The 21,166-nt window shown below is 63.0% G+C and carries 24 protein-coding genes and 1 tRNA gene; 19 read left to right on the plus strand and 6 right to left on the minus strand.

Features of this window, described 5'->3' with window-relative positions; translation table 11 throughout:
• The first annotated feature begins 591 nt into the window (after positions 1-591).
• From JQ624_RS33035 to nusB, 7 genes are all read left to right on the plus strand, one after another.
• The gene (locus JQ624_RS33035; RefSeq protein ID WP_212423084.1) at positions 592-1,215 is read left to right on the plus strand and encodes a glutathione S-transferase family protein; all 624 of its coding nucleotides are present in this window, start codon (positions 592-594) and stop codon (positions 1,213-1,215) included.
• Between the two features lie 319 nt (positions 1,216-1,534).
• Positions 1,535-2,845, plus strand: a complete 1,311-nt coding sequence (gene glyA / locus JQ624_RS33040; RefSeq protein WP_212423085.1) for a serine hydroxymethyltransferase — start codon at positions 1,535-1,537, stop codon at positions 2,843-2,845.
• A 12-nt stretch (positions 2,846-2,857) separates the two neighbouring features.
• Positions 2,858-3,340 carry a transcriptional regulator NrdR gene (gene nrdR, locus JQ624_RS33045; RefSeq protein WP_108513565.1) on the plus strand — a complete coding sequence of 161 codons (483 nt, stop codon included), beginning with the start codon at positions 2,858-2,860 and terminating at the stop codon, positions 3,338-3,340.
• Positions 3,337-4,488, plus strand: coding sequence for a bifunctional diaminohydroxyphosphoribosylaminopyrimidine deaminase/5-amino-6-(5-phosphoribosylamino)uracil reductase RibD (gene ribD, locus JQ624_RS33050; RefSeq protein ID WP_212423086.1), 1,152 nt, complete (start codon positions 3,337-3,339; stop codon positions 4,486-4,488). The genes nrdR and ribD overlap by 4 nt, the downstream gene beginning before the upstream one ends.
• Entirely contained in the window at positions 4,488-5,096 is a 609-nt protein-coding gene (locus JQ624_RS33055) for a riboflavin synthase (protein ID WP_212423087.1), read from the plus strand. Before ribD ends, JQ624_RS33055 begins: the two co-directional genes overlap by 1 nt.
• An 85-nt stretch (positions 5,097-5,181) precedes the next feature.
• Positions 5,182-5,673, plus strand: a complete 492-nt coding sequence (gene ribH / locus JQ624_RS33060) for a 6,7-dimethyl-8-ribityllumazine synthase (protein ID WP_212423088.1) — start codon at positions 5,182-5,184, stop codon at positions 5,671-5,673.
• 2 nt (positions 5,674-5,675) lie between these two features.
• Positions 5,676-6,170 (plus strand): transcription antitermination factor NusB, encoded by a 495-nt coding sequence (nusB, locus tag JQ624_RS33065; RefSeq protein ID WP_212423089.1) that lies wholly within the window; start codon positions 5,676-5,678, stop codon positions 6,168-6,170.
• On the opposite strand, the gene JQ624_RS33070 is transcribed toward nusB, so the two are convergent.
• Entirely contained in the window at positions 6,167-6,547 is a 381-nt protein-coding gene (locus JQ624_RS33070) for a hypothetical protein (protein WP_212423090.1), read from the minus strand. The two genes, nusB and JQ624_RS33070, sit on opposite strands and share 4 nt — an antisense overlap.
• Before the next feature lie 174 nt (positions 6,548-6,721).
• Between JQ624_RS33070 and thiL the strand changes: the two genes are divergently transcribed.
• The 3 genes from thiL (at position 6,722) to JQ624_RS33085 (ending at position 10,568) form a co-directional block, all read left to right on the plus strand.
• Complete coding sequence (thiL, locus tag JQ624_RS33075; protein ID WP_212423091.1) at positions 6,722-7,705, plus strand: thiamine-phosphate kinase; 984 nt, start codon at positions 6,722-6,724, stop codon at positions 7,703-7,705.
• Between the two features lie 208 nt (positions 7,706-7,913).
• Complete coding sequence (locus JQ624_RS33080) at positions 7,914-8,123, plus strand: cold-shock protein (RefSeq protein ID WP_028345703.1); 210 nt, start codon at positions 7,914-7,916, stop codon at positions 8,121-8,123.
• 324 nt (positions 8,124-8,447) lie between these two features.
• Positions 8,448-10,568, plus strand: coding sequence for a sodium-translocating pyrophosphatase (locus JQ624_RS33085; protein WP_212423092.1), 2,121 nt, complete (start codon positions 8,448-8,450; stop codon positions 10,566-10,568).
• A 76-nt stretch (positions 10,569-10,644) separates the two neighbouring features.
• Here JQ624_RS33085 and JQ624_RS33090 read toward each other — a convergent pair whose 3' ends face one another.
• Positions 10,645-11,649, minus strand: coding sequence for a tripartite tricarboxylate transporter substrate binding protein (locus JQ624_RS33090; protein WP_212423093.1), 1,005 nt, complete (start codon positions 11,647-11,649; stop codon positions 10,645-10,647).
• 126 nt (positions 11,650-11,775) lie between these two features.
• Positions 11,776-12,252, minus strand: a complete 477-nt coding sequence (locus tag JQ624_RS33095; RefSeq protein ID WP_249130251.1) for an outer membrane protein assembly factor BamE — start codon at positions 12,250-12,252, stop codon at positions 11,776-11,778.
• 116 nt (positions 12,253-12,368) lie between these two features.
• On the opposite strand from JQ624_RS33095, the gene JQ624_RS33100 reads away from it, so the two are divergent.
• The 8 genes from JQ624_RS33100 (at position 12,369) to JQ624_RS33135 (ending at position 17,575) form a co-directional block, all read left to right on the plus strand.
• On the plus strand, positions 12,369-12,920 hold the full coding sequence (locus tag JQ624_RS33100) for a ubiquinol-cytochrome C chaperone family protein (protein WP_212423095.1): 552 nt from the start codon (positions 12,369-12,371) through the stop codon (positions 12,918-12,920).
• 11 nt (positions 12,921-12,931) lie between these two features.
• Entirely contained in the window at positions 12,932-13,504 is a 573-nt protein-coding gene (locus tag JQ624_RS33105) for a DUF177 domain-containing protein (RefSeq protein WP_249130252.1), read from the plus strand.
• 302 nt (positions 13,505-13,806) lie between these two features.
• Complete coding sequence (gene plsX, locus JQ624_RS33110; RefSeq protein ID WP_212423097.1) at positions 13,807-14,844, plus strand: phosphate acyltransferase PlsX; 1,038 nt, start codon at positions 13,807-13,809, stop codon at positions 14,842-14,844.
• Entirely contained in the window at positions 14,841-15,818 is a 978-nt protein-coding gene (locus JQ624_RS33115; protein WP_212423098.1) for a beta-ketoacyl-ACP synthase III, read from the plus strand. Before plsX ends, JQ624_RS33115 begins: the two co-directional genes overlap by 4 nt.
• Before the next feature lie 131 nt (positions 15,819-15,949).
• Positions 15,950-16,279 (plus strand): integration host factor subunit alpha, encoded by a 330-nt coding sequence (locus tag JQ624_RS33120; RefSeq protein ID WP_212423136.1) that lies wholly within the window; start codon positions 15,950-15,952, stop codon positions 16,277-16,279.
• A gap of 78 nt (positions 16,280-16,357) precedes the next feature.
• Positions 16,358-16,912: a MerR family transcriptional regulator gene (locus JQ624_RS33125; RefSeq protein ID WP_212423099.1), complete on the plus strand. Its 555-nt coding sequence runs from the start codon at positions 16,358-16,360 to the stop codon at positions 16,910-16,912.
• Positions 16,913-17,002: 90 nt separating this feature from the next.
• A tRNA-Pro gene (locus tag JQ624_RS33130) sits at positions 17,003-17,080 on the plus strand.
• 231 nt (positions 17,081-17,311) lie between these two features.
• Entirely contained in the window at positions 17,312-17,575 is a 264-nt protein-coding gene (locus tag JQ624_RS33135) for a hypothetical protein (RefSeq protein WP_212423100.1), read from the plus strand.
• 91 nt (positions 17,576-17,666) lie between these two features.
• Here JQ624_RS33135 and JQ624_RS33140 read toward each other — a convergent pair whose 3' ends face one another.
• From JQ624_RS33140 to JQ624_RS33145, 3 genes are all read right to left on the minus strand, one after another.
• Positions 17,667-18,113 (minus strand): hypothetical protein, encoded by a 447-nt coding sequence (locus JQ624_RS33140; protein WP_212423139.1) that lies wholly within the window; start codon positions 18,111-18,113, stop codon positions 17,667-17,669.
• A 392-nt stretch (positions 18,114-18,505) separates the two neighbouring features.
• Positions 18,506-18,634: a hypothetical protein gene (locus JQ624_RS39420; RefSeq protein WP_283816993.1), complete on the minus strand. Its 129-nt coding sequence runs from the start codon at positions 18,632-18,634 to the stop codon at positions 18,506-18,508.
• Positions 18,635-18,761: 127 nt separating this feature from the next.
• Positions 18,762-19,838 (minus strand): acyltransferase, encoded by a 1,077-nt coding sequence (locus tag JQ624_RS33145; RefSeq protein WP_212423101.1) that lies wholly within the window; start codon positions 19,836-19,838, stop codon positions 18,762-18,764.
• 629 nt (positions 19,839-20,467) lie between these two features.
• Between JQ624_RS33145 and JQ624_RS33150 the strand changes: the two genes are divergently transcribed.
• Positions 20,468-21,040 (plus strand): hypothetical protein, encoded by a 573-nt coding sequence (locus JQ624_RS33150; RefSeq protein WP_212423102.1) that lies wholly within the window; start codon positions 20,468-20,470, stop codon positions 21,038-21,040.
• The last annotated feature ends 126 nt before the right edge of the window (positions 21,041-21,166 follow it).

The following is a 21,166-nucleotide window of genomic DNA, read 5'->3' on the forward strand; positions in this document are numbered from 1 at the left end:
GCATAACTCCGCGCGTCTCACGGCAGATGAGGGGCGTTGGCCATGGTCACGAACGTGCGGTGAGATGCGATGGACGCGAGAGCTGCGACTGACGTGTGTGGCTCGAGCGTACGGCGAAGTCGTGTGGTCCTGACGCCGCGGTGCTGGCGTCAAGTTCTTGAGAAGCAAGCTTCTTGAGGACGACGGTGGCAAGAAAGCCGTTCACCGGGGAGAGCTCGAAGTAAGCCGTAAAGCCATTGCGCAGGGAAGGCCGGAATGCTCCCGCTGCCCTGTATGCTCGTGTGCACTTTTGTTTGCGCAAATCGCACGCGAGACCGCGGGTGCAGCAAGCACCCGGTCTTCCCTGCGCCCTCTGATTTCGAAGAGGGCAAACGAAGATGCAAACCTCGGGCGACCAGCGCCGCGAGAACGCGAAGTCATATTCAGTTCGTAGCCCGGATGAGCGAAGCGGCATCCGGGACCACTCTGACACCGCCCCGGATATCGCTCCGCTCATCCGGGCTACAAGCGACGAGCTGGATTGCCTCGCTTCGCGCGCAATGACACTCTTTAGCCAACCGCGCCCACCCGACAACAACCAGAGGAAATCCCATGCTCACGCTTCATCACCTCAATGACTCCCGCTCGCAGCGAGTTCTGTGGCTGCTCGAGGAGCTGGGCACGCCCTATGAGATGAAGCGCTATCAGCGCAACGCCGAGACCCGGCTCGCGCCGCCGGAGTTGAAGCAGATCCATCCGCTCGGCAAGTCGCCCGTCATCACCGACGGCGACACGACGATCGCCGAATCCGGCGCCATCGTCGATTACATCATCCGCCATTACGGCAAGGGTGCGATGATGCCGGCGCCGGGAAGCGCCGATTACGAAGCCTACAATGAGTGGCTGCATTACTCGGAAGGCTCGGCGATGCTGCCGCTGATGCTGAACCTCTACGTGTCCCGGCTGAAGGAAGCGGGCGCGCCGCTGCATCCGCGTATCGACAGCGAACTCGCCAACCATCTCGGCTATGTCGACGGCGCGCTGAGGGGGCGGGAGTTCTTTGTCGGGGCGTCGCTGACCGGGGCCGATATCCAGATGAGTTTTGTGGGCGAGATGGCAAAAGTGTTCGGGAAGCTGGAGCCCTACCCGAACCTGGCGGCCTGGCTGACGCGCATGCACGCCCGTCCGGCGTTCCAGCGGAGCATGGAAAAGGGCGGGGCCTACAGGTTTGCGTGAGGGGATGGGAACGCCTCCATCGCTCTTTCCGTCATGGCCGGGACACTTGACCCGGCCATCCTAGGCGCGGCAGGCAAGGAAGTGGATACCCGGGACAAGTCCGGGCATGACGAAGAGGGGGAGCCGGGGCGACGGTTGGGGAGGGGGGACTGGGCAGCCCCCTTCATCCCCACCATATCTGGCATAAATATCAGCCCTGTACCGCAAGTGCTTGGCCAATTCCGGGCGATGTGGTATCTCGCAGGCACTTCTTTCGACCGCCACACATAGCCGACCGTCTTGCCCCTAAGGGCTTGCGGCGGTGGAGATATTTCGCCCAATGACCTCCTCGTCCTCGAGCTCCAAGACCGCCTCCGCGCCCGACTCGTTCTTCACGGCGACGCTCGCCGAGGCCGACCCGGAAATCGCTGCCGCGATCAAGGGCGAACTCGGCCGCCAGCGGCATGAGATCGAGCTGATCGCGTCGGAAAACATCGTCAGCCGGGCCGTGCTGGAAGCGCAGGGTTCGGTGATGACGAACAAGTACGCGGAAGGCTATCCGGGCGCGCGTTACTATGGCGGCTGCGAATGGGTCGACGTCGCCGAGACGCTGGCGATCGAGCGCGCCAAGAAGCTGTTCGGCGCGCAATTCGCCAACGTGCAGCCGAACTCCGGCAGCCAGATGAACCAGGCCACGTTCCTGGCGCTGCTGCAGCCCGGCGATACCTTCATGGGCCTCGACCTCGCCGCCGGCGGTCATCTCACCCATGGCTCGCCCGTCAACATGTCCGGCAAGTGGTTCAAGGCTGCGCACTACACGGTGCGGCGCGAGGACCAGATCATCGACATGGACGAGGTCGCAAAGCTGGCCGAGCAGGTGAAGCCGAAGCTGATCATCGCCGGTGGATCGGCCTATTCGCGTGCCTGGGACTTCAAGCGCTTCCGCGAAATCGCCGACTCTGTCGGCGCTTATCTGTTGGTCGACATGGCCCATTTCGCCGGCCTCGTCGCGGGCGGCGTCCACGCCTCGCCGGTGCCGCACGCCCACGTCACCACCACCACCACGCATAAATCGCTGCGCGGCCCACGCGGCGGCCTGATCCTCTGCAACGACGAGGCGATCGCCAAGAAGCTGAATTCGGCGATCTTCCCGGGCCTGCAGGGCGGTCCGCTGATGCATGTCATCGCAGCCAAGGCCGTCGCATTCGGCGAGGCGCTGCGCCCGGATTTCAAGGTCTATGCGAAGAACGTGGTCGAAAATGCCAAGGCGCTGGCGGAAACGCTGCGCGGCCACGGCCTCGACATCGTCTCCGGCGGCACCGACAACCATCTGATGCTGGTCGACCTGCGGCCGAAGGGCCTGAAGGGCAACGTCTCCGAGAAGGCGCTGGTGCGTGCCGCGATCACCTGCAACAAGAACGGCATCCCGTTCGATCCCGAAAAGCCATTCGTCACCTCCGGCCTGCGTCTCGGCACGCCGGCAGCCACTACGCGCGGTTTCGGCGTCGCCGAATTCAAGCAGGTCGGCGGCATGATCGCCGAGGTGCTGAACGCGCTGGCGCAGTCGGAAGACGGCAAGGCGCCGCTGGTGGAAGCCGCGATCAAGGAACGCGTCAAGGCGCTCACCGACCGCTTCCCGATCTATCAGTAAAGGCTTCATTGGATGCGCTGTCCCAGCTGCAACAGTCTCGATACGCAGGTGAAGGACTCGCGTCCGACCGAGGATTCGGCCGTGATCCGGCGGCGGCGGGTGTGCATCGCCTGCAACTTCCGCTTCACGACCTTCGAGCGGGTGCAGTTGCGCGAACTGACCGTGATCAAGCGCAACGGCCGCCGGGTGCCGTTCGACCGCGACAAGCTGGTCCGCTCGCTGCAGATTTCCTTGCGCAAGCGGCCGGTCGATCCTGAGCGGGTCGAGAAGATGGTTTCCGCGATCGTGCGCGAGCTCGAAAGCGGCGGCGAGGCGGAAGTATCCTCGGAGGCGATCGGCGAGATCGTGATGGAGCATCTGCGCCAGCTCGACGACGTCGCCTATGTGCGGTTCGCCTCCGTCTATCGCAATTTCCGCGAGGCCAAGGACTTCGAGGCCGTGCTCGGCGAGCTCTCCGCCGAAGACGACGCACGGGTCGCCACGTTACGCAAATGATCTTCCGTATTCTGGAAGACCAGTACGCGCAGAAATCTAAAGAGGCCAAAGCGGCGGACCAGCGCTTCATGCAGCTTGCGCTGTCGCTCGGCCGGCGTGGGCTGGGGCGCACCTGGCCGAACCCGGCCGTCGGTGCAGTCGTGGTGAAAGACGGCATCATCATCGGCCGTGGCTGGACGCAAGCCGGTGGACGGCCGCATGCCGAGCCCGAGGCGCTGAGGCGTGCCGGGGAAGCCGCGCGCGGCGCCACGCTCTATGTGACGCTGGAGCCCTGTTCGCATTTCGGCAAATCGCCGCCGTGCGTCGATGCGGTGATCGCCTCCGGCATTGCGCGCGTGGTGTCCGCGATCGAAGACCCCAACCCTGAAGTGGCCGGGCAGGGGCACGCCAAACTCCGTGCCGCGGGGATTGCGGTCGATGTTGGCGTCGGCGGTCGGGAAGCCGCCCACGATCACGCCGGGCATTTCCGCCGCATCCGCGACAAGCGGCCCCATGTGATCCTGAAGCTCGCGGTCTCCGCCGACGACAAGATCGGCGCCGCCGGCCACAAGCCGGTCGCGATCACGGGCGAGGCGGCGAAGACACGCGTGCATCTGCTGCGCGCGCAATGCGACGCCATCCTGATCGGCATCGGCACCGTGCTGGCGGACGATCCGGTTCTGACCTGCCGCCTGCCGGGGATGGAAGCGCGGTCGCCGGTGCGGGTGGTGCTCGATCGCGCGCTGCGGCTGCCCGGCACCAGCAAGCTGGTCCATTCCGCGCGCCAGACGCCGCTCTGGGTCATGACGTCGGACTTCGCCGAAGCCCCCGCGGCCATGAAACTCGGCGCGGCCGGCGCGCAGGTGATGCGCGTTGCGGCTACCGCGCAGCCGCCGGGGCTCGATCTGCTGGCGGTGCTGCACGCGCTGTCCGACAAGGGCATCACGCGGCTGATGGTGGAAGGCGGCTCGCGGGTCGCCTCGTCCTTTGTCGCCAGCGGCCTGGTCGATGAAGTCTGGCTATTGCGCGGGCCTGAAACCATCGGGACCGACGGCATTCCCGCGCTGGACGCATTGCCGCTGTCGGCTCTCACCGGGTCGCCTGCCTTCAAGACACGTGCTAGCGAAAGCCTCGGCAAAGACACCCTTACCATCTACGAGCGTGCCTAATGTTTACCGGAATTGTCACCGACATCGGCGAGATCGCAGCCCTGACGCCAACGGCGCAGGGCCAGTTGCACCGCATGCGCATTGCCTGCCGTTACGACCAGACCACCATCGCCGACGGTGCCTCGATCGCCTGCAATGGCGTCTGCCTGACCGTGGTCGCTTCCGGCGTCGAGGGCGGCAACACCTGGTTCGATGTCGATGCCGCCGCCGAGACGCTCGGCATGACCACCGCCAAACATTGGGTCAAAGGCACCAAACTCAACCTCGAGCGTGCGCTGAAGATCGGCGACGAACTCGGCGGCCATATTGTCGCGGGGCATGCCGATGGCATTGCGACCATCGTCAAGCGCGACGATCTGCCTGACATGGCGCGGTTCGAACTGCGCACCGCGCGGGAGTTGGCGCGTTTCATCGCCGCCAAGGGCTCGGTGACGCTGGACGGCGTGTCGTTGACGGTGAACACGGTCGAGGGTGTCGTATTTTCGGTGCTGATCATCCCGCACACGCTCAACGTCACCACGCTCAGCGGCTGGCGCGCAGGCAGCGAGGTCAATGTCGAGGTCGATCTGATGGCCCGCTATGCGGCGCGGCTGTCGGAAATGAAGTGACAGGCAGACATACGGCGCTTAAAACGCGCGAATGTTGACAATTGGCGCTAATACAAATTGTCAGCGCGTGGAGATGGATTGAATAATGGCAGACGCACGGCGCGCACCGCTGAAGGATCAGACCGACATCACAGGCGCGCGCGCCCTGATCGTCGAGGCGCGATTCTATGACGACATCCAGGACGCGCTGCTGGAAGGCGCCGTTGCCGAGCTCAAGGCGGCCGGCGTGACGCACGACATCATCACGGTGCCCGGCGCGCTGGAAGTTCCGGCGGCGATCGCGATCGCGCTCGATGCTGCCGAAAAGAACGGCAAGCCTTATGATGCGGCAATCGCGCTTGGCTGCGTGGTGCGTGGCGATACCATCCATTTCGAAATCGTTTCGATCGAATCCTCGCGCGCGCTGATGGACCTGGCGGTTGCGCGAAAAGTTCCGCTCGGTAACGGCATCATCACCGTCAATACCGACGCGCAGGCCTGGGCGAGGGCGCGCGCCAGCGAGTTGAACAAGGGCGGCGACGCCGCGCGTGCGGCACTCGCGATGCTGCGGATCAAGCGCCGGCTGACAAAGGCCTGACGATGGCAGACAGCAAGAAGCCAGCGAAAAGTCCCGACAAGAAAGCCAACCGCCGTGGTGCGGCGCGGCTTGCCGCCGTGCAGGCGCTCTACCAGATGGACATCGCGGGTGCGGGAATCAACGATATTTTTGCCGAGTTCGAAAGCCACTGGCTCGGCAACGAGGTCGAAGGCGACAAATATCTGCCGGCGGAGGCTGCGTTCTTCAAGGATGTGGTGGCCGGCGTGGTGCGCGACCAGGCCAGGCTCGATCCCTTGATCGACGATGCGCTCCAGAAGGGCTGGCCGCTGAAGCGGATCGACGCGATTTTGCGCGCGGTGCTGCGGGCCGGCTCCTACGAACTGGAGCACCGCAAGGACGTGCCGGGCCGTGTGGTCGTGTCCGAATATGTCGACGTCGCGCATGCCTTCGTCGAAAAGGAAGAGACCGGCATGGTGAATGCCGTGCTCGACCAGATCGCGCGCCAGTTCCGCGCCGAAGAGTTCGCGCGTGGCTAGCGGGCTGACTGGGGCGCCCCACGTCGTAACCAGGCGGCGGCAATGGGGAGCAGGAACGTCAGCAGATAGTACAGATAGATGTCGAGCTTGTAGTAGCCGTCGGGAGGATTGAGCAGCTTCACGATGAAGACATAGTCGCAAACGATGGCAATGGCGCTCCACCCGAGGCCAAGCAGAACGGCCTCACGCAACTCATCGACGCGAACCCACTTCCACAGAACAAAGCAAGTGATCATGATGCCGAGAGGCATCACATACCATCCGATATGCGTTGGGGGCACCAGTGCGTAAAAAACGAACCCAAGCAGGTAGCCGATCAGCCAAAGCAGGAAACCCCAGCCGAACGTGTTCCTGATGAACGAGTTGCTAGTGCTCATGGGCGTCAAGTTACCGGGCGGGCAAGGAGGACATGAATTTGGAATTGTCCGCAAGCATAGTCGAGTGGCCATGAGTTTACGATCAAATCAAAATTTCCGGTGTTATTTGTTCAGCCCCAAGTTCGCCAAGATGGTACGATTAGGCATGCGCACTTCGGCTTCAGGATACTAGCAATGGCCGTCTCCGGCGAGGACGCGCTGATCGCGCGCTATTTCCGGCCGATCGCGACCGACCCGGGCGCGTTTCATCTCGACGACGACGCCGCGGTGTTGAGGCCTGATGGCAACGACATCGTGGTGACGACGGACGCCATCATCGAAGGCGTGCATTTCCTGTCCGATGACCCGCCCGACACCGTCGCGCGCAAGGCGCTGCGGGTGAACCTCAGCGATCTCGCAGCGAAAGGGGCAATGCCCGCCGGCTTCGTGCTGACGCTGGCGTTGCGCAACGCCGACGAGGCCTGGCTGAAACCGTTCGCGACGGCGCTGGGCGAGGATGCCGCGCAGTTCGCCTGTCCGCTGCTGGGCGGTGATACGGTGTCGACGCCCGGACCGCTGATGGTCTCGGTCACTGCGTTCGGCCGGGTGCCGCCGGGCAAGATGATTCATCGCAGCGGGGCAAAGGCCGGCGAGCGCGTGATGGTGACGGGCACGATCGGCGACGCCGCGCTGGGGCTTGCCATCTTGCGCGGCGGGAAGGTGCATGCCGCCGCATCCGACAAGGCCACGCGTGAGGCGCTGATCGGACGCTATCGCGTGCCGCAGCCGCGCGTGGCCATGGCGGAGATCGTTCGCGGCCATGCCAGCGCGGCGATGGACGTGTCGGATGGCCTTGCCGGCGACCTCGCCAAGCTCTGCGGGGTGTCCGGCGTATCCGCGGTGATCGATCTGGTGTCGATCCCGCTGTCCGATGCGGCGCAGGATCTGGTGTCGCGTGGCATCGTCGGACTGGAGACGTTGATCGCCGGCGGCGATGATTACGAGATCCTGTGCACGCTGCCGGAGGATTGTGTCGAGGCGTTTGCGCAAGCTGCGCGGGATGCCGGCGTCGCCGTGAGTTCCATCGGAACGGTGGTCGCGGGAAGCGCGGATCCGAAGTTCATCGACGGGCAGGGCAGGGAAATCGCGCTGGAACGGCTGTCTTACAGCCATTTCTGAAGGTGGCCTCGTTAACCCCGCGGCCTTTATTTCCCGCCAGCCATTGCAATTTCGCGGAAAACCTATAGGTGTATTGCCATTCGATTACCGTCGTGCCTTTTCGAACGCGCTCCTTAAGGGGCTTCTTCCAGAGACATCGTCGAGAACGGATTTGAATCCGCGCGATCGCCGTGCGGAATGAAAGCCTATGTGCTTTGGAGAATAGAAAATGGCTACGGGAACAGTGAAGTGGTTCAACGGTCAAAAGGGTTTCGGTTTCATTGAGCCGAGCGATGGCAGCAAGGATGTGTTCGTGCACATCTCGGCCGTCGAGCGTGCGGGCCTCGGCGGTTTGGCCGAAGGTCAGAAGGTTCAGTTCGAACTCAAGACCGACAAAATGCGGGGCAAGGTGAGCGCGGAAAACCTGTCGCTCGTCTAAGGCCTCGAAACGGTCGTTTCACGGATGTACTGGAATGGCTAGTGAGCCCGCTCGATCCGGACAGGATTGGGCGGGTTCTTGTATTTTGGGCCCAGGGTCAGCACCCGCCGCCGCGCGGGCGAGAATCTGGCTGGCCCGGTTACCGGTGAATCCTTTCAAAAATCGACGGATTCTGGCCTCCGCGGCGTTGCGCCGGGGAGACGATTTTGGCATGGTCCCGCCGATTTGAGGCCACCCTTTTGGGCAGGGAAGGCTTCCATAATTTGCGCCGGCCGCGCTCGCGGGATGGCGTGGGGCGGAAAACCAGCATCTGAGGCAACTTCTATGACAGCATTATGGGTGATTGTGCTCTGCGGAGCGCTTTCGATCGTTTACGCCATCTGGGCGACGTCTTCCGTTCTGAAATCGGATGCCGGCAACCCGCGCATGCAGGAGATCGCGGCTGCGGTCGCCGAAGGCGCGCAGGCTTATCTCAAGCGCCAGTACATGACGATCGGCATGGTCGGCATCGTGATTTTCGCCCTTCTGGCCTACTTCCTCGGCATGCTGGTTGCGATCGGTTTCCTGATCGGTGCGGTGCTGTCGGGTGCGGCCGGCTTCATCGGCATGAACGTCTCGGTTCGCGCCAACGTGCGAACCGCCCAGGCCGCGACCACCTCGCTGGCGGGCGGCCTCGAGCTTGCCTTCAAGGCGGGTGCGATCACCGGTCTTCTCGTTGCTGGTCTCGCACTGCTCGGCGTTACCATCTATTTCGCCTATCTCACGCAGTTCATGGGCCTGAAGGCCAACGACCGTGTCGTGGTTGACGCGCTGGTGGCGCTCGGCTTCGGTGCCTCGCTGATCTCGATCTTCGCCCGTCTCGGCGGCGGCATCTTCACCAAGGGCGCTGACGTCGGCGGCGACCTCGTCGGCAAGGTCGAAGCCGGCATTCCCGAGGACGATCCGCGCAATCCGGCGACCATCGCCGATAACGTCGGCGACAACGTCGGCGACTGCGCCGGCATGGCGGCCGACCTGTTCGAGACCTACGCGGTGACCGCGGTCGCCACCATGGTGCTCGCCGCGATCTTCTTCGCGACCTCGCCACTGTTGGTGCCGATGATGACCTTGCCGCTCGCCATTGGCGGCGTCTGCATCATCACCTCGATCATCGGAACCTTCTTCGTCAAGCTCGGCGCCAGCCAGTCCATCATGGGCGCGCTGTACAAGGGCCTGATCGCAACCGGCGTCCTGTCGCTGCTCGGCGTTGCCGCCGTCATCAACTGGCTGATCGGTTTCGGTTCGCTCGCGGGGGTGAAATACACTGGCATGGCGCTGTTCGAATGCGGCGTCGTCGGCCTCGCTGTCACCGGCCTGATCATCTGGATCACCGAATACTATACGGGCACCGAGTATCGGCCAGTGAAGTCGATCGCCGCTTCGTCGGTTACCGGCCACGGCACCAACGTGATCCAAGGGCTGGCGATCTCGATGGAATCGACCGCGATGCCCGCGCTCGTCATCATCGCCGGCATCCTCATCACCTACAGCCTTGCCGGCCTGTTCGGCATCGCGATTGCAACCACGACGATGCTGGCGCTGGCCGGCATGATCGTGGCCCTCGACGCCTTCGGTCCGGTTACCGACAATGCCGGCGGCATTGCCGAAATGGCCGGCCTGCCGAAGGAAGTCCGCAAGTCGACCGACGCGCTCGACGCGGTCGGCAACACCACCAAGGCGGTCACCAAGGGCTACGCGATCGGCTCCGCCGGTCTCGGCGCGCTGGTGCTGTTCGCGGCCTACAATGAAGACCTCAAGTTCTTCATCGCCAACTCCGCCAAGCATCCGTACTTCCAGGGCGTGCTGCCCGACTTCTCGCTCAACAACCCCTACGTGGTGGTCGGCCTGCTGTTCGGCGGCCTGCTGCCGTATCTGTTCGGCGCGATGGGCATGACGGCGGTCGGCCGTGCGGCCGGCGCCATCGTCGAGGAAGTGCGGCGCCAGTTCCGCGAGAAGCCCGGCATCATGCAGGGCACCGACAAGCCGGACTACGGCAAGGCCGTCGACCTGCTGACCAAGGCGGCGATCAAGGAAATGATCATCCCGTCGCTGCTGCCGGTGCTGTCGCCGATCTTCGTCTACTTCGTGATCTACGCCATCGCGGGCGGCGGCGCGGCCGGCAAGTCCGCGGCGTTCTCGGCCGTCGGCGCCATGCTGCTCGGCGTGATCGTGACCGGCCTGTTCGTCGCGATCTCGATGACCTCGGGCGGCGGCGCCTGGGACAACGCCAAGAAGTACATTGAGGATGGTCACTACGGCGGCAAGGGCTCCGACGCGCACAAGGCGGCCGTGACCGGCGACACCGTCGGCGATCCCTACAAGGATACGGCGGGTCCCGCCGTCAACCCGATGATCAAGATCACCAACATCGTGGCGCTGTTGCTGCTGGCGATCCTGGCGCACTGAGCGGCGTAACGTCGATCAAAATGAAAACCCCGCGGTGCGAGCCGCGGGGTTTTTGCTTGGCATTGCGATCAGGCGATCAGCCTGCGTCCATCTGCAGGCCTTCGCGCTTGATGATATCGCCGAACTTCGCGGTCTCCGCCTGGATGAAGTCGGAATACTGCTGCGGCGTGCCGTGATCGGTGCGCGCGCCGATCTTGTTCATGCTTTCCTTGATGTCCTCGCGCTCCAGGAACACCTTGATTTCCTTGTTGAGCGTGTCGACCACAGGAGCGGGCGCGCTCTTCGGCAGGAAGATGCCGAACCAGGACGACACATCGAACTTCGCGAGTTCCGGCGCGCTCTCGCGCATGGTCGGAACGTTGGGCGCCAGCGCGGCGCGCTCCGGCGTGGTCACCGCCAGGGCATTGAGTTTGCCGTCCAGAACCTGCGGCAGCGTCGGATAGAGATTGTCGAACAGGACCTGGATATCGCCGGCAAGCGCAGCCTGCAGCGCCGGCCCGGCGCCGCGGAACGGCACATGCACCATCTTGAGCCCGGTCAATTGCAGGAACCAGGCGCCGGTAAGGTGGGGGCTCTGCCCGATGCCGGACGAGCCATAGGTGAGCTTGTCCGGATTGGCCTTGATATAGGCGATCAGGTCCGCGATCGACTTGATCGGCACCGACGGATGCGCCGATACGATGTTTGGAATCCGGATCAGGTTGGAAACCGGCTGCAGCTGATCCGCCTTGTAGGGCATGTTGCGGAAAATGCTGTAGGCGATCGCGTTGGGGCCGGGATTGCCGACCAGGATGGTGTGTCCGTCACCCTTGCTGCGCACGGCTTCGGCGGTGCCGATGGTGCCACCACCGCCGGAGCGGTTCTCCACGACCGCGGACTGGCCCCATGCCTTCTGCAGATGTGCGGCCAGCAACCGTCCCATCACATCGGTGGTGCCTCCTGGTGCCGCCGGCACGATCAGGCGGACGGTCTCCGTCGGCCGCCAGTCGGCGCCGAGACTCGCGCGCGGCAATATGGCTGCTGCCGAAACGGCTGCGGCGCCGGTCAACACGCGGCGGCGAGAAAGAATTCTAAAGGTCACAAGTTCACTCCCTGCTTGGTGGTTGCTTGCAGGGACCGTAGGCAGCTCGCGCCCGCAGGGCAAGCGGGCGACTTGGCGCAGGATTTCCGCGTCGCGGAACGGAGTGAACCAGAACTTGACCGGGCGCTAGTTGAAGCTGAGCAGCTTGAACAGCGGCGTCAGGTAGCTGAGTTCCTGGCCGGAAGTCGGCGTGGTGCGGCTGATGAAGTCGAAGATCTTGCCGTCCTGCAATCCGTAATTGGCGAGCCGCTGCACTTGGCGGTTCTTGTCGAAATAGATCGCGATCACGCGCTGGTCGACGACCTGCTGATTCATGAACGCGACTTTGCGCTCGGAGCGCTGCGAGATGTAATAAAATACCTCGCCGTTCAGGGTCGCTACCGTCGACGGCGTTCCCATCACGATCAGCACCTGATCCTGGCTGGCGCCGATCGGGATCTGCTCCAGCGCGTTGGGCGGCAGGATATAGCCCTTCTGGAACTGTTCGCCGGTGCACCCGGCAAGCGCCGCACAGACCAATGCCACGGCCGCGGCCGCGCGGAAGCCGCGCTGGCGCGCAGTCAGGCGGCGCGGCAAGGGCACGCAGGTGCTCAGGTGGCTCATCTCGGTCATCTCAGGAATTAGCCCGTCCTCTTGCATCGCGCGGTGCGTTGACGTACCGGGCAGCACGCTGGATTGCAACACGCGTGGCCCGGGAGGGCTCGCTTGCGGAACCCACAATGCTTTGGCCATTCAATCACTTCAGGAAACCCCGGACGCCGTCGCGCGGCACCATCGAGGCCATCTATGGCATGATCGTGACGCAGGCGCGAGAACCGTTGTTTTATCGGGACTTTGGGGTTCCGGACACGGTTAACGGCCGTTTTGACCTGCTTCTGCTGCATTTGTGGCTGTTGTTGCGGCGACTGAAGTCGGCGGAGGGCGGTGCGGCCCTGTCGCAGGGGCTGTTCGACCATTTTTGCAACGATATGGACGATAATCTGCGCGAGATGGGGGTCGGCGACCTCACGGTGCCGAAGCGCATGCAGGCCTTCGGGGAAGCCTTCTATGGCCGGACGGCGGCCTATGACTTTGCGCTGACGGAGGGCCGCGAGGCACTGGCGCAGGCGATGTGCAAGAATATCCTGAACGGCGAGAACATCGAAAAGGCCCACCTGCTTGCAGCCTATGCCGAGGCGGCGATAGCCGCTCTCGACCGCCTCGACGAGGCGGCGCTGGTGAGCGGTTCGGCCAGGTTTCCTTTGCCGGAGAAGGCAGGCGCGCAGCAATGAGCAAGACTGGCATGACAGACAAGCCCGACCCGTGGCGCGTCCCCGTCGCGGTGGCGCAGATTCCGGAGACGGGCCTGCATCGCGACATCGAAGCCGACCAGGCCATCCGCAAAGCGGTGGCCGATGTCGGGGGCTTGCGTGAGGTGCTTTCGGTGCAGGCCTCGTTCGACGTCACGCCAGAGCGCGGCGGCCGCTTTCACGTAGCCGGCCACGTGCGCGCGCGGATCGGACAGACCTGCGTGGTGACGCTGGAGGAGATCGAGAACGATATAGACGAGCCGATCGACCTGACCTTTGCGCCGCCCGAGCAAATCTCGCAGATGGCCGCGCTGGTCGATGAGGCCGAGGAAGGCGACGAGGAGACGCCCGATCCGCCCGAGCCGATCGAGCACGGAACGATCGATCTTGGCCGGGTCGCCACCGACGCATTGTATCTCGCGGTCGATCCATATCCGCGCAAACCCGGCGCCGTATTTGAACCGGTGGTTGAAGCCGCCGATCCCGAGGATCACCCGTTCGCGGCGCTCAAGGCGTTGAAGGCAGAATCGAAAAAATCGGGCAGCAGGAAGCCCAAGGGCAAGTAGCCGGCAGTTAAAGTGGCCGGCGAAGCTGCCATCGGTTGGAGGCAGTTGTGACGTATCGCCGAGAATGTACCGTAAGATATTGAATTATATCAGGATATCCTGTATTCTTGATTTCGGGCCACAGCGCTTGCCTTTCGCCAAAAGAGCGTGGTCAAGAGGTTGTGTCGGGACGGGGACACGCTATTGTCGCGGCCCGGCGGGGGCGTGGTATTGCGCTTTGCCGAGCATCGCTTTGGCGGTGCCATTCCAGTGCGCGGCCGGGCTCTACGAGGGCCGCAAGAGATCAGGTTTCCGGGACGTTCATGCCGCAAAAGGTTCGAATCGCGCTTGACGCCATGGGTGGCGATGTCGGCGCATCGGTCGTCATTCCCGGCGCCGCCATCTCTTTGAAACGGCATCCCGACAGCGAATTTCTGCTCTATGGCGACAGCAAGCTGATCGACGAGCAGCTTGCCAAATATCCGGCGCTGAAAAAGGCCTCGCACGTGGTCCATACCGACGTCACCGTCAGCATGCACGACAAGCCGAGCCAGGCGCTGCGCCGCGGCCGCAAGAACTCGTCGATGTGGCTTGCGATCGACGCGGTAAAGAAGGGCGAGGCCGACGCGGTGGTTTCCGCCGGCAATACCGGCGCGCTGATGGCGATGGCGCGTTTCCATCTGCACACCATGCCCGGCATCGACCGGCCGGCCATTGCCGGCGTATGGCCGACGGCGCGCGGCGATTCCGTCGTCCTCGATCTCGGCGCCAGCATCGGCGGCGACGCGCATCATCTGGTGTCGCTCGCGATCATGGGCAGTGCGATGGCGAGCGTGCTGTTCGGCCTGAAGCGTCCGACCGTGGGATTGCTCAATATCGGGGTCGAAGAGGTCAAGGGCGGCGAGGAGATTCGCAAGGCGTCGGAACAACTCCGTGCGATGAACCTGCCCGAACTCGACTATATCGGCTTCGTGGAGGGCGACGGGATCGGCGCCGGCGCGGCTGACGTCATCGTATCGGAAGGTTTCAGCGGCAACATTGCGTTGAAGGCCGCCGAAGGCACCGCGCGCCAGATGGCGGATTTTCTGCGCAATGCGATGGCGAGCAGCTGGCAATCCAAGATCGGCTATCTGTTCGCCCGCAGCGCCTTCAAGACGCTCCGTGACAAGCTCGACCCGAACAAATCCAATGGTGGTGTTTTGCTCGGATTGAAAGGTGTGGTTGTCAAAAGCCATGGCGGAACCAATGCCGAAGGCTTTGCCTACGCAGTCGATGTTGGCTATGAGATGGTCCGCTGCGATCTCCTCACCAAGATCAGTGCGCTGGTACAGGCGCAGATCGCGCAGGAGGTTGTGTCGTGACTGCAATACGTTCGGTCGTGCTCGGCTGCGGCTCATATTTGCCGGAGCGGATTCTGACCAATGCCGAATTGGCGACCCGCATTGATACGTCCGACGAGTGGATCGTGCAGCGCACCGGCATCCGCGAGCGCCACGTTGCCGCCGAGGGCGAGTTCACCTCGCATCTGGCGATCAAGGCTGCGCGCGCGGCGCTGCATCATGCGAGGCTCGATGCCCAAGCGATCGACCTGATCGTGCTGGCGACTTCGACGCCGGACAACACCTTTCCGGCCACCGCGGTCGCGGTGCAGGACGGCCTTGGCATCAACCACGGCGCTGCCTTCGACCTGCAGGCGGTCTGCTCCGGCTTCGTCTTTGCGCTGGCGACCGCGGACAATTTCCTGCGCACGGGCACTTACAAGCGCGCGCTGGTGATCGGCGCCGAGACGTTTTCGCGGATTCTGGACTGGAACGACCGCGGCACCTGCGTGCTGTTCGGCGATGGCGCTGGCGCGGTCGTGCTGGAGGCGCAGACGGAGCCGGGCAAATCGAGCGACCGCGGCGTGCTGACGACGCATTTGCGTTCCGACGGCCGCCACAAGTCGAAGCTCTATGTCGACGGCGGTCCGTCATCAACCCAGACCGTTGGCCTTTTGCGGATGGAAGGCCGCGAGGTGTTCAAGCACGCGGTCGGCATGATCACCGACGTGATCGTGGATGCCTTCAACGCCACCGGTCTGACGGCCGACGACATCGACTGGTTCATTCCGCACCAGGCCAACAAACGAATCATCGATGCTTCGGCCAACAAGCTTCATATTGCACCGCAGAAGGTGGTGTTGACCGTCGACCTGCATGGCAATACATCGGCCGCATCGATTCCGCTGGCGCTGGCGGTCGCGGTCAAGGACGGACGCGTCAAGAAGGGCGATCTGCTGCTGTTTGAAGCCATGGGCGGCGGCTTCACCTGGGGTTCCGCGCTCGTGCGCTGGTAGGCGCGGCGTCGAACGATCGATTAAAATTATAGCCTTGTTTCATGCTTCTGCATGATGGTCACTGTTGACCATTGCGTGCTAACCTCATAATTTCAGAGAATAAATTGTTCGCCGAGAGTGCGGGGCAGGCGATGACCGGGACCGGAAAAACAGTCACACGCGTCGATTTGTGCGAGGCCGTCTACCAGAAGGTGGGCCTGTCGCGAACGGAATCGTCGGCGTTTGTCGAGCTCGTTTTGAAAGAGATCACTGATTGCCTGGAGAAGGGGGAGACGGTGAAGCTGTCGTCATTCGGCTCCTTCATGGTGCGCAAGAAGGGTCAGCGTATCGGACGTAACCCGAAGACCGGTACAGAAGTGCCGATCTCGCCGCGTCGTGTGATGGTGTTCAAGCCGTCGGCTATTCTGAAGCAGCGGATCAACGGCCACGCGCCCGGCAACGGCGAAAGCAAGGCTGACTAGACAACACGCGTAGCACGACCGCGTACCGTGTAGCGTACATCGTCTTCACACTCCATGTGAGTTGAGAGGAGTTGGCCTTTGGACAAGGCGCCGGACGCGTTCCGCACCATCAGCGAAGTCGCTGAAGAACTCGATATTCCCCAGCACGTGCTGCGGTTCTGGGAGACGCGGTTCGCCCAGATCAAGCCGATGAAGCGGAGCGGAGGGCGGCGTTACTACCGCCCCGACGACGTCGACCTGCTCAAGGGTATCCGCCGGCTGCTCTACGGCGAGGGCTACACCATCCGCGGCGTGCAGCGGATCCTCAAAGAGCACGGCATCAAATCGGTGCAGGGCCTTGCCGACCAGACTTCCGCCGTCACCTTCGGCGCCGTCGAGGAGGCGATCGGCCTCAGCCTGCAGGAGCCCGAGGAGGGCGAGACACCGACCGTCAATGCCGACGACGAGGATTACGAGACCGAAGAAAAAGAAATCGACTACCGCTTTGTCGATACCGACGACGACGGCATCTTGCTGCCGTTCGCCAAGGCCAAGCCCGGGCCCTCGGACGCCGATCGCGAACGCCTCGAACGGGTGCTGCAGGATCTGGTTGCCTGCCGGCAATTGCTGGACAACGCGCTGAAGGACGGCTGAGCGGGTGGGTGGAACTGGCCGGCTGCCGGCTTCAAAGAGGCCGCTCGCGCGCCTTGCGCCGGGCGCTGATCGCAGCTAATGGAACGGCATCGGAGCGTGGCGCAGCCCGGTTAGCGCACTAGTCTGGGAGACTAGGGGTCGGAGGTTCAAATCCTCTCGCTCCGACCAAAATAAGATTTGAAGTCAATTGCTTATTGCCCTTTTTGCGGATGTCCAATTTGGGCGTCCGGGCGTTGTCAGCAACGTGCAAGCACGATCTCCACAGGGCGCGCCGCGGCCGCCGGCGCCCAGCACGCCGGCCCACCCAGCAACGCGTGGTGCGGAGGCGATTAACGGAAGCACAATTCCAGCAGGCTAGGCTTGCTCCGGACCAATTCCGATCCACCGCAAGGAGGCGTTATGGAGACGCTCCTCGGCCTCGTGGTCATGGCCGGCGTTCCGGCCTATTTTGTCGTCCAGCCAGCAACGCTGTGGCGATGGCCCGGCGGCTGGCGCATTGCTGCGCTGGCGCCTCTGCTGCTCACCGTGCCCGCGCTTGTTTTCAGCCTGTTCTCCCTGCACGACGGCTCGAACCTGTGGCCGCTCACGCTGATTTTCGCCGCGGCCGTCGGCACGCTCTATTTGGGCGCGCTGTGGTTCGCGCGCCGGTGGCTCTACGCGTAACCTGCCTGTTCGATAGCATCGGCTATTTCAGCCGTGGTCTCCGTCGCTAGATGCCGAGCGCCCAGACGGCAACGATGGCCCCAAGCACATGCTATTGCGCGCTTCGGCGATTTCCGAAAGCTTCTTGGTGCGCCGGCCGCGAAGGGTACCGCAGCGTCGTCACCTTGTCGGTGTGGGTCAGCGCGCCCTGAATTGCCACCAGCGCGGCGCCGCCTTCGGTAGCACCGCCGGCGCGGGCGTCCATATTCCAGACCGCATCCGGAATGCCGGCCGCACGCGCGATGTCGCGAAACCAGTTGCCGTAGCTGCGCGCGCGGACCGGCAGGCCATGCTCGCCCTTGACGATCGTGCCTGGCGACGCAGCTCGCGGGCCTTGACGCCGCGCGCTAGGAAGTCTCGGAAGTGCGCGATGTAGCCGTTCTGCGAAATTCGTTGCCCGATGTTCCTGAAGATGGATGCAAGTTCGCAATCCGCCGACACCATTTAAATTGATTTTTATTCCGTGCGTTTTGACAGGCATACGAGCCAGCGGCATCAAACGTATTTGACTGATCGTGAAGCCGTTTCAGCTTTCGGAGGCGGCCGCGCGTGTGCATATGTCAGCGTGATGTCAATGATAGCGGAGCAAATACGATGCGAGCGATTATTGCCTTCAGCCTACTGATCACCTTGTGCGCTTCTGCCAACACCGCGGCGGCGGCGCATCGCTCCAAACCGCGCGAGGGTCACTTACGCCCGATCCAACGTGTCACCGCTCCCTCGCCGCGATTAGCGGTTCCCGGATGGACCGACGAAGAGACCCGGCAGTGGTTGTATAATGGCAGCGCCTCCGCTCGCTTTTGACAGATAGTCGCCAACCTCTGCCTAACACCGGCCGATCAGTGTTTAGGGCGTGAACTCATAAAATAGATGGGCGTTGGCGGACGTCCGCTAGATGCCGAGCGCCCAGACGGCCACGATGGCCGCAAGCACAGCTACGCCGCTGATGGTCCAGCCGGTCAGGTAAGCCGCACCATCGGTTTCCGGTCGATCGACCATGCTATCGCGCCACTGGCTCACGGCGGTCTCCTTTGGATCGATACTGCCTCTGGTCAGTAGGTCGTTGGGCGGAGGTCAAAGGTTCAACGCGCGCGGGAGTCGCGCCCTGTGGCCGATTCCCGGCCCGAGCTGGAGCCCAGGCGTCGCTCTAACCCGCCTCGGCTTGCGGTCGCCAAATCCTCGTCCATGTCTGCGTCAGGGCACGCGCCATCGACTTGCCCGCTCTGATCGACGGCGCTTCGACAAATCGATATGACAGCGCGGCGAGGCCAACCGCGACGATCACGGACGTCACCGTCACGACCAGATTCCCCCAGATATGGGTCGGCAAGATCGGGCGACACATAATGGCGAGCAAGGCGCAGACGTAGAAGATCGGCCAGTGCACCAGGTAGAGGCTGTAGGAGATTCGTCCGAGGAACCGCAACGGCGCGACCGTCGTCCACTGCAGCAGCTCGCGCGATGCCGCCACCGAGCCTATCATCAGCGCCGCTGCGATCGCTGACGGGATCACGATGCCGACCGCATAGAATTCGCTGTTGGTGGCGGCCATCGCGAGGCCGATCAGGCCGACGACGAACGTGATTGCGGCAAGCCGCCGCCGTCCCGCCAGCAACGTGCCAATCTCCTTGGCGAGAAAGTAGCCGCAATAGAACCACAACAGCGTGTGATAAAGGCTGATTGCGAGCAGCGTCGCGATCGCGACGAACAGCGCCCAGCGCCACTGCGGCACGATTCTGACGTGCGCAGCGACGACAAATGGCAGCATCAGGGCGCCCAGCAGTTCCGTAAAGAGCGTCCATGTCGGACCGTTCACCTTGAAGGAGCTGAGGAGCAGGTTATCCCACAGCGCATCCCAGGTCGGCTGCGGCCAGAACATGCGCTGGAAGCCCGGCATCAAGCCGGACGGTGCGGGATCGATACGGAAGAGCCGCTCGCAGGCGAAGGTGAACAGCACCACGACCACGAAGGGTGGGAGCAATCGGAACAGCCGCCGTACCAGGTAGGCCACGAATGCGCCGTCGCGCTCCAACCCGCGACCGAGCACGTAGCCGCTCAGCACGAAAAAGAAGATTACCGCCGCCGCCGAATTGAACGCAAACAGCAGCGCGTCCATGACAATAAGGCGCGCATTGTCAGCGAACACGCTCATTCCGTGGTGCAGGCACACCAGCAGCGCCGCGAGGCCCCGCAAGCTCTCCAGCCGCGGATCGAACGAGGACATATTCGGTGAGGCGTCCGTCGGCGCGACCGGTGGGAAAGTCATCGATGGAGCGCGGCCGAAACCGCGCGATCCCGGGACATCGCGACCCGATTTGGTGAGTTTACGCAGGCTTTTCGAGCCGTAGCGCCAAACTTGCGCGCAACGTTGCGAACGCCGTACGACGAAGCCACAAAGTTGGCAGCATCCTCAACCATGCGAGTCCCCGATTCATTGAGAACCCACAAATAGTGCGCGACTGTGAAAGGAGTATTGATCTCGCCATGCAACTTCACGGCAGTCGGATCAACGCTCTCGCATTTTTAGGGGATTTTTAAGTATCTTCAATGACCGGCTGTGGGGCGGGATCGTGCTGCGATCCAACAAGGCCGGTCATTGAATCGCTGCGCGGTCCAGAATTCTGCTTCGCGCCGACCATTCGTTGAATGATTTTGATGGCGGCTTTGAGCGCCGCTAGATCCCGAGAAACCAAACGGCAAGGACAGTCCCGAGAACGGCCGCGCCGCGCCGCCGGCCCGGTAAGTTCGCCTTAACCCCACCCACGCATCGATCCGCGATTAACGTTCCCGGCATACTCTGGGTGTTATAGATATCCCGATACAACCGTTATTGGGCGTTGAGCCATGAATCTCTTGATGCGTGCGGCCTTTGTTTTGGGTGGCATTTTTCTGGGCGTAAACCTGATCAACTACTTCGTCCTCGGCCACACCGGGGACTACCTGCCGGGCGGACAACGTATGGGCGAATGGAAAGAGGCCAAGATACGCGAAGCCTGTTATCCCGCGCTTGAAAGCCCCGAGCGCGATGAGTTGCTGCCAAAGCTCACGAGCAACGAACATCGTGTCGACTGGCGAGACCTCAACCGGGCGAAAGAGATGACGGCGGCGCTGAACTGCTATCTCGTCACCCATCCGAACGCAATCTGCGAGCGGAACAATCGCGCCTACATCATCGATTACATCAACCGCTATTTCGCGACGTTCGATGAAATGATGAATACCGCCAAGCGATATGGCGAATCCGAGATGTCCACGGTCAGGAATCTCTGGGACAGCCCTCGCAACCGGGCGATCAACGCGGCCTTGATGCAGGTCACCGGCAATGGCCGCCTGATCAAGGCTGATTTCGGCTGGACCGTCCCAGCGGCAATGAAGCCGTTGCTCGACCGGTACAAGGGCACGACCGACAACTGTCCCAGGGCCTAGCAGCGGGAGCTTGAAAATTGATCCGTCAGCTTCTCACCCTTATCCTGGCTTTCGTCGGCGGCTTCCTCATGGTCGGCGCGTGGATCTGGGCGCCGCAAATATCGAGCGCGATGTCAAGTTTCGTCT

Origin of the sequence: Bradyrhizobium sp. AUGA SZCCT0283 (assembly GCF_018130385.1) — a bacterium.
GTDB lineage: Bacteria > Pseudomonadota > Alphaproteobacteria > Rhizobiales > Xanthobacteraceae > Bradyrhizobium.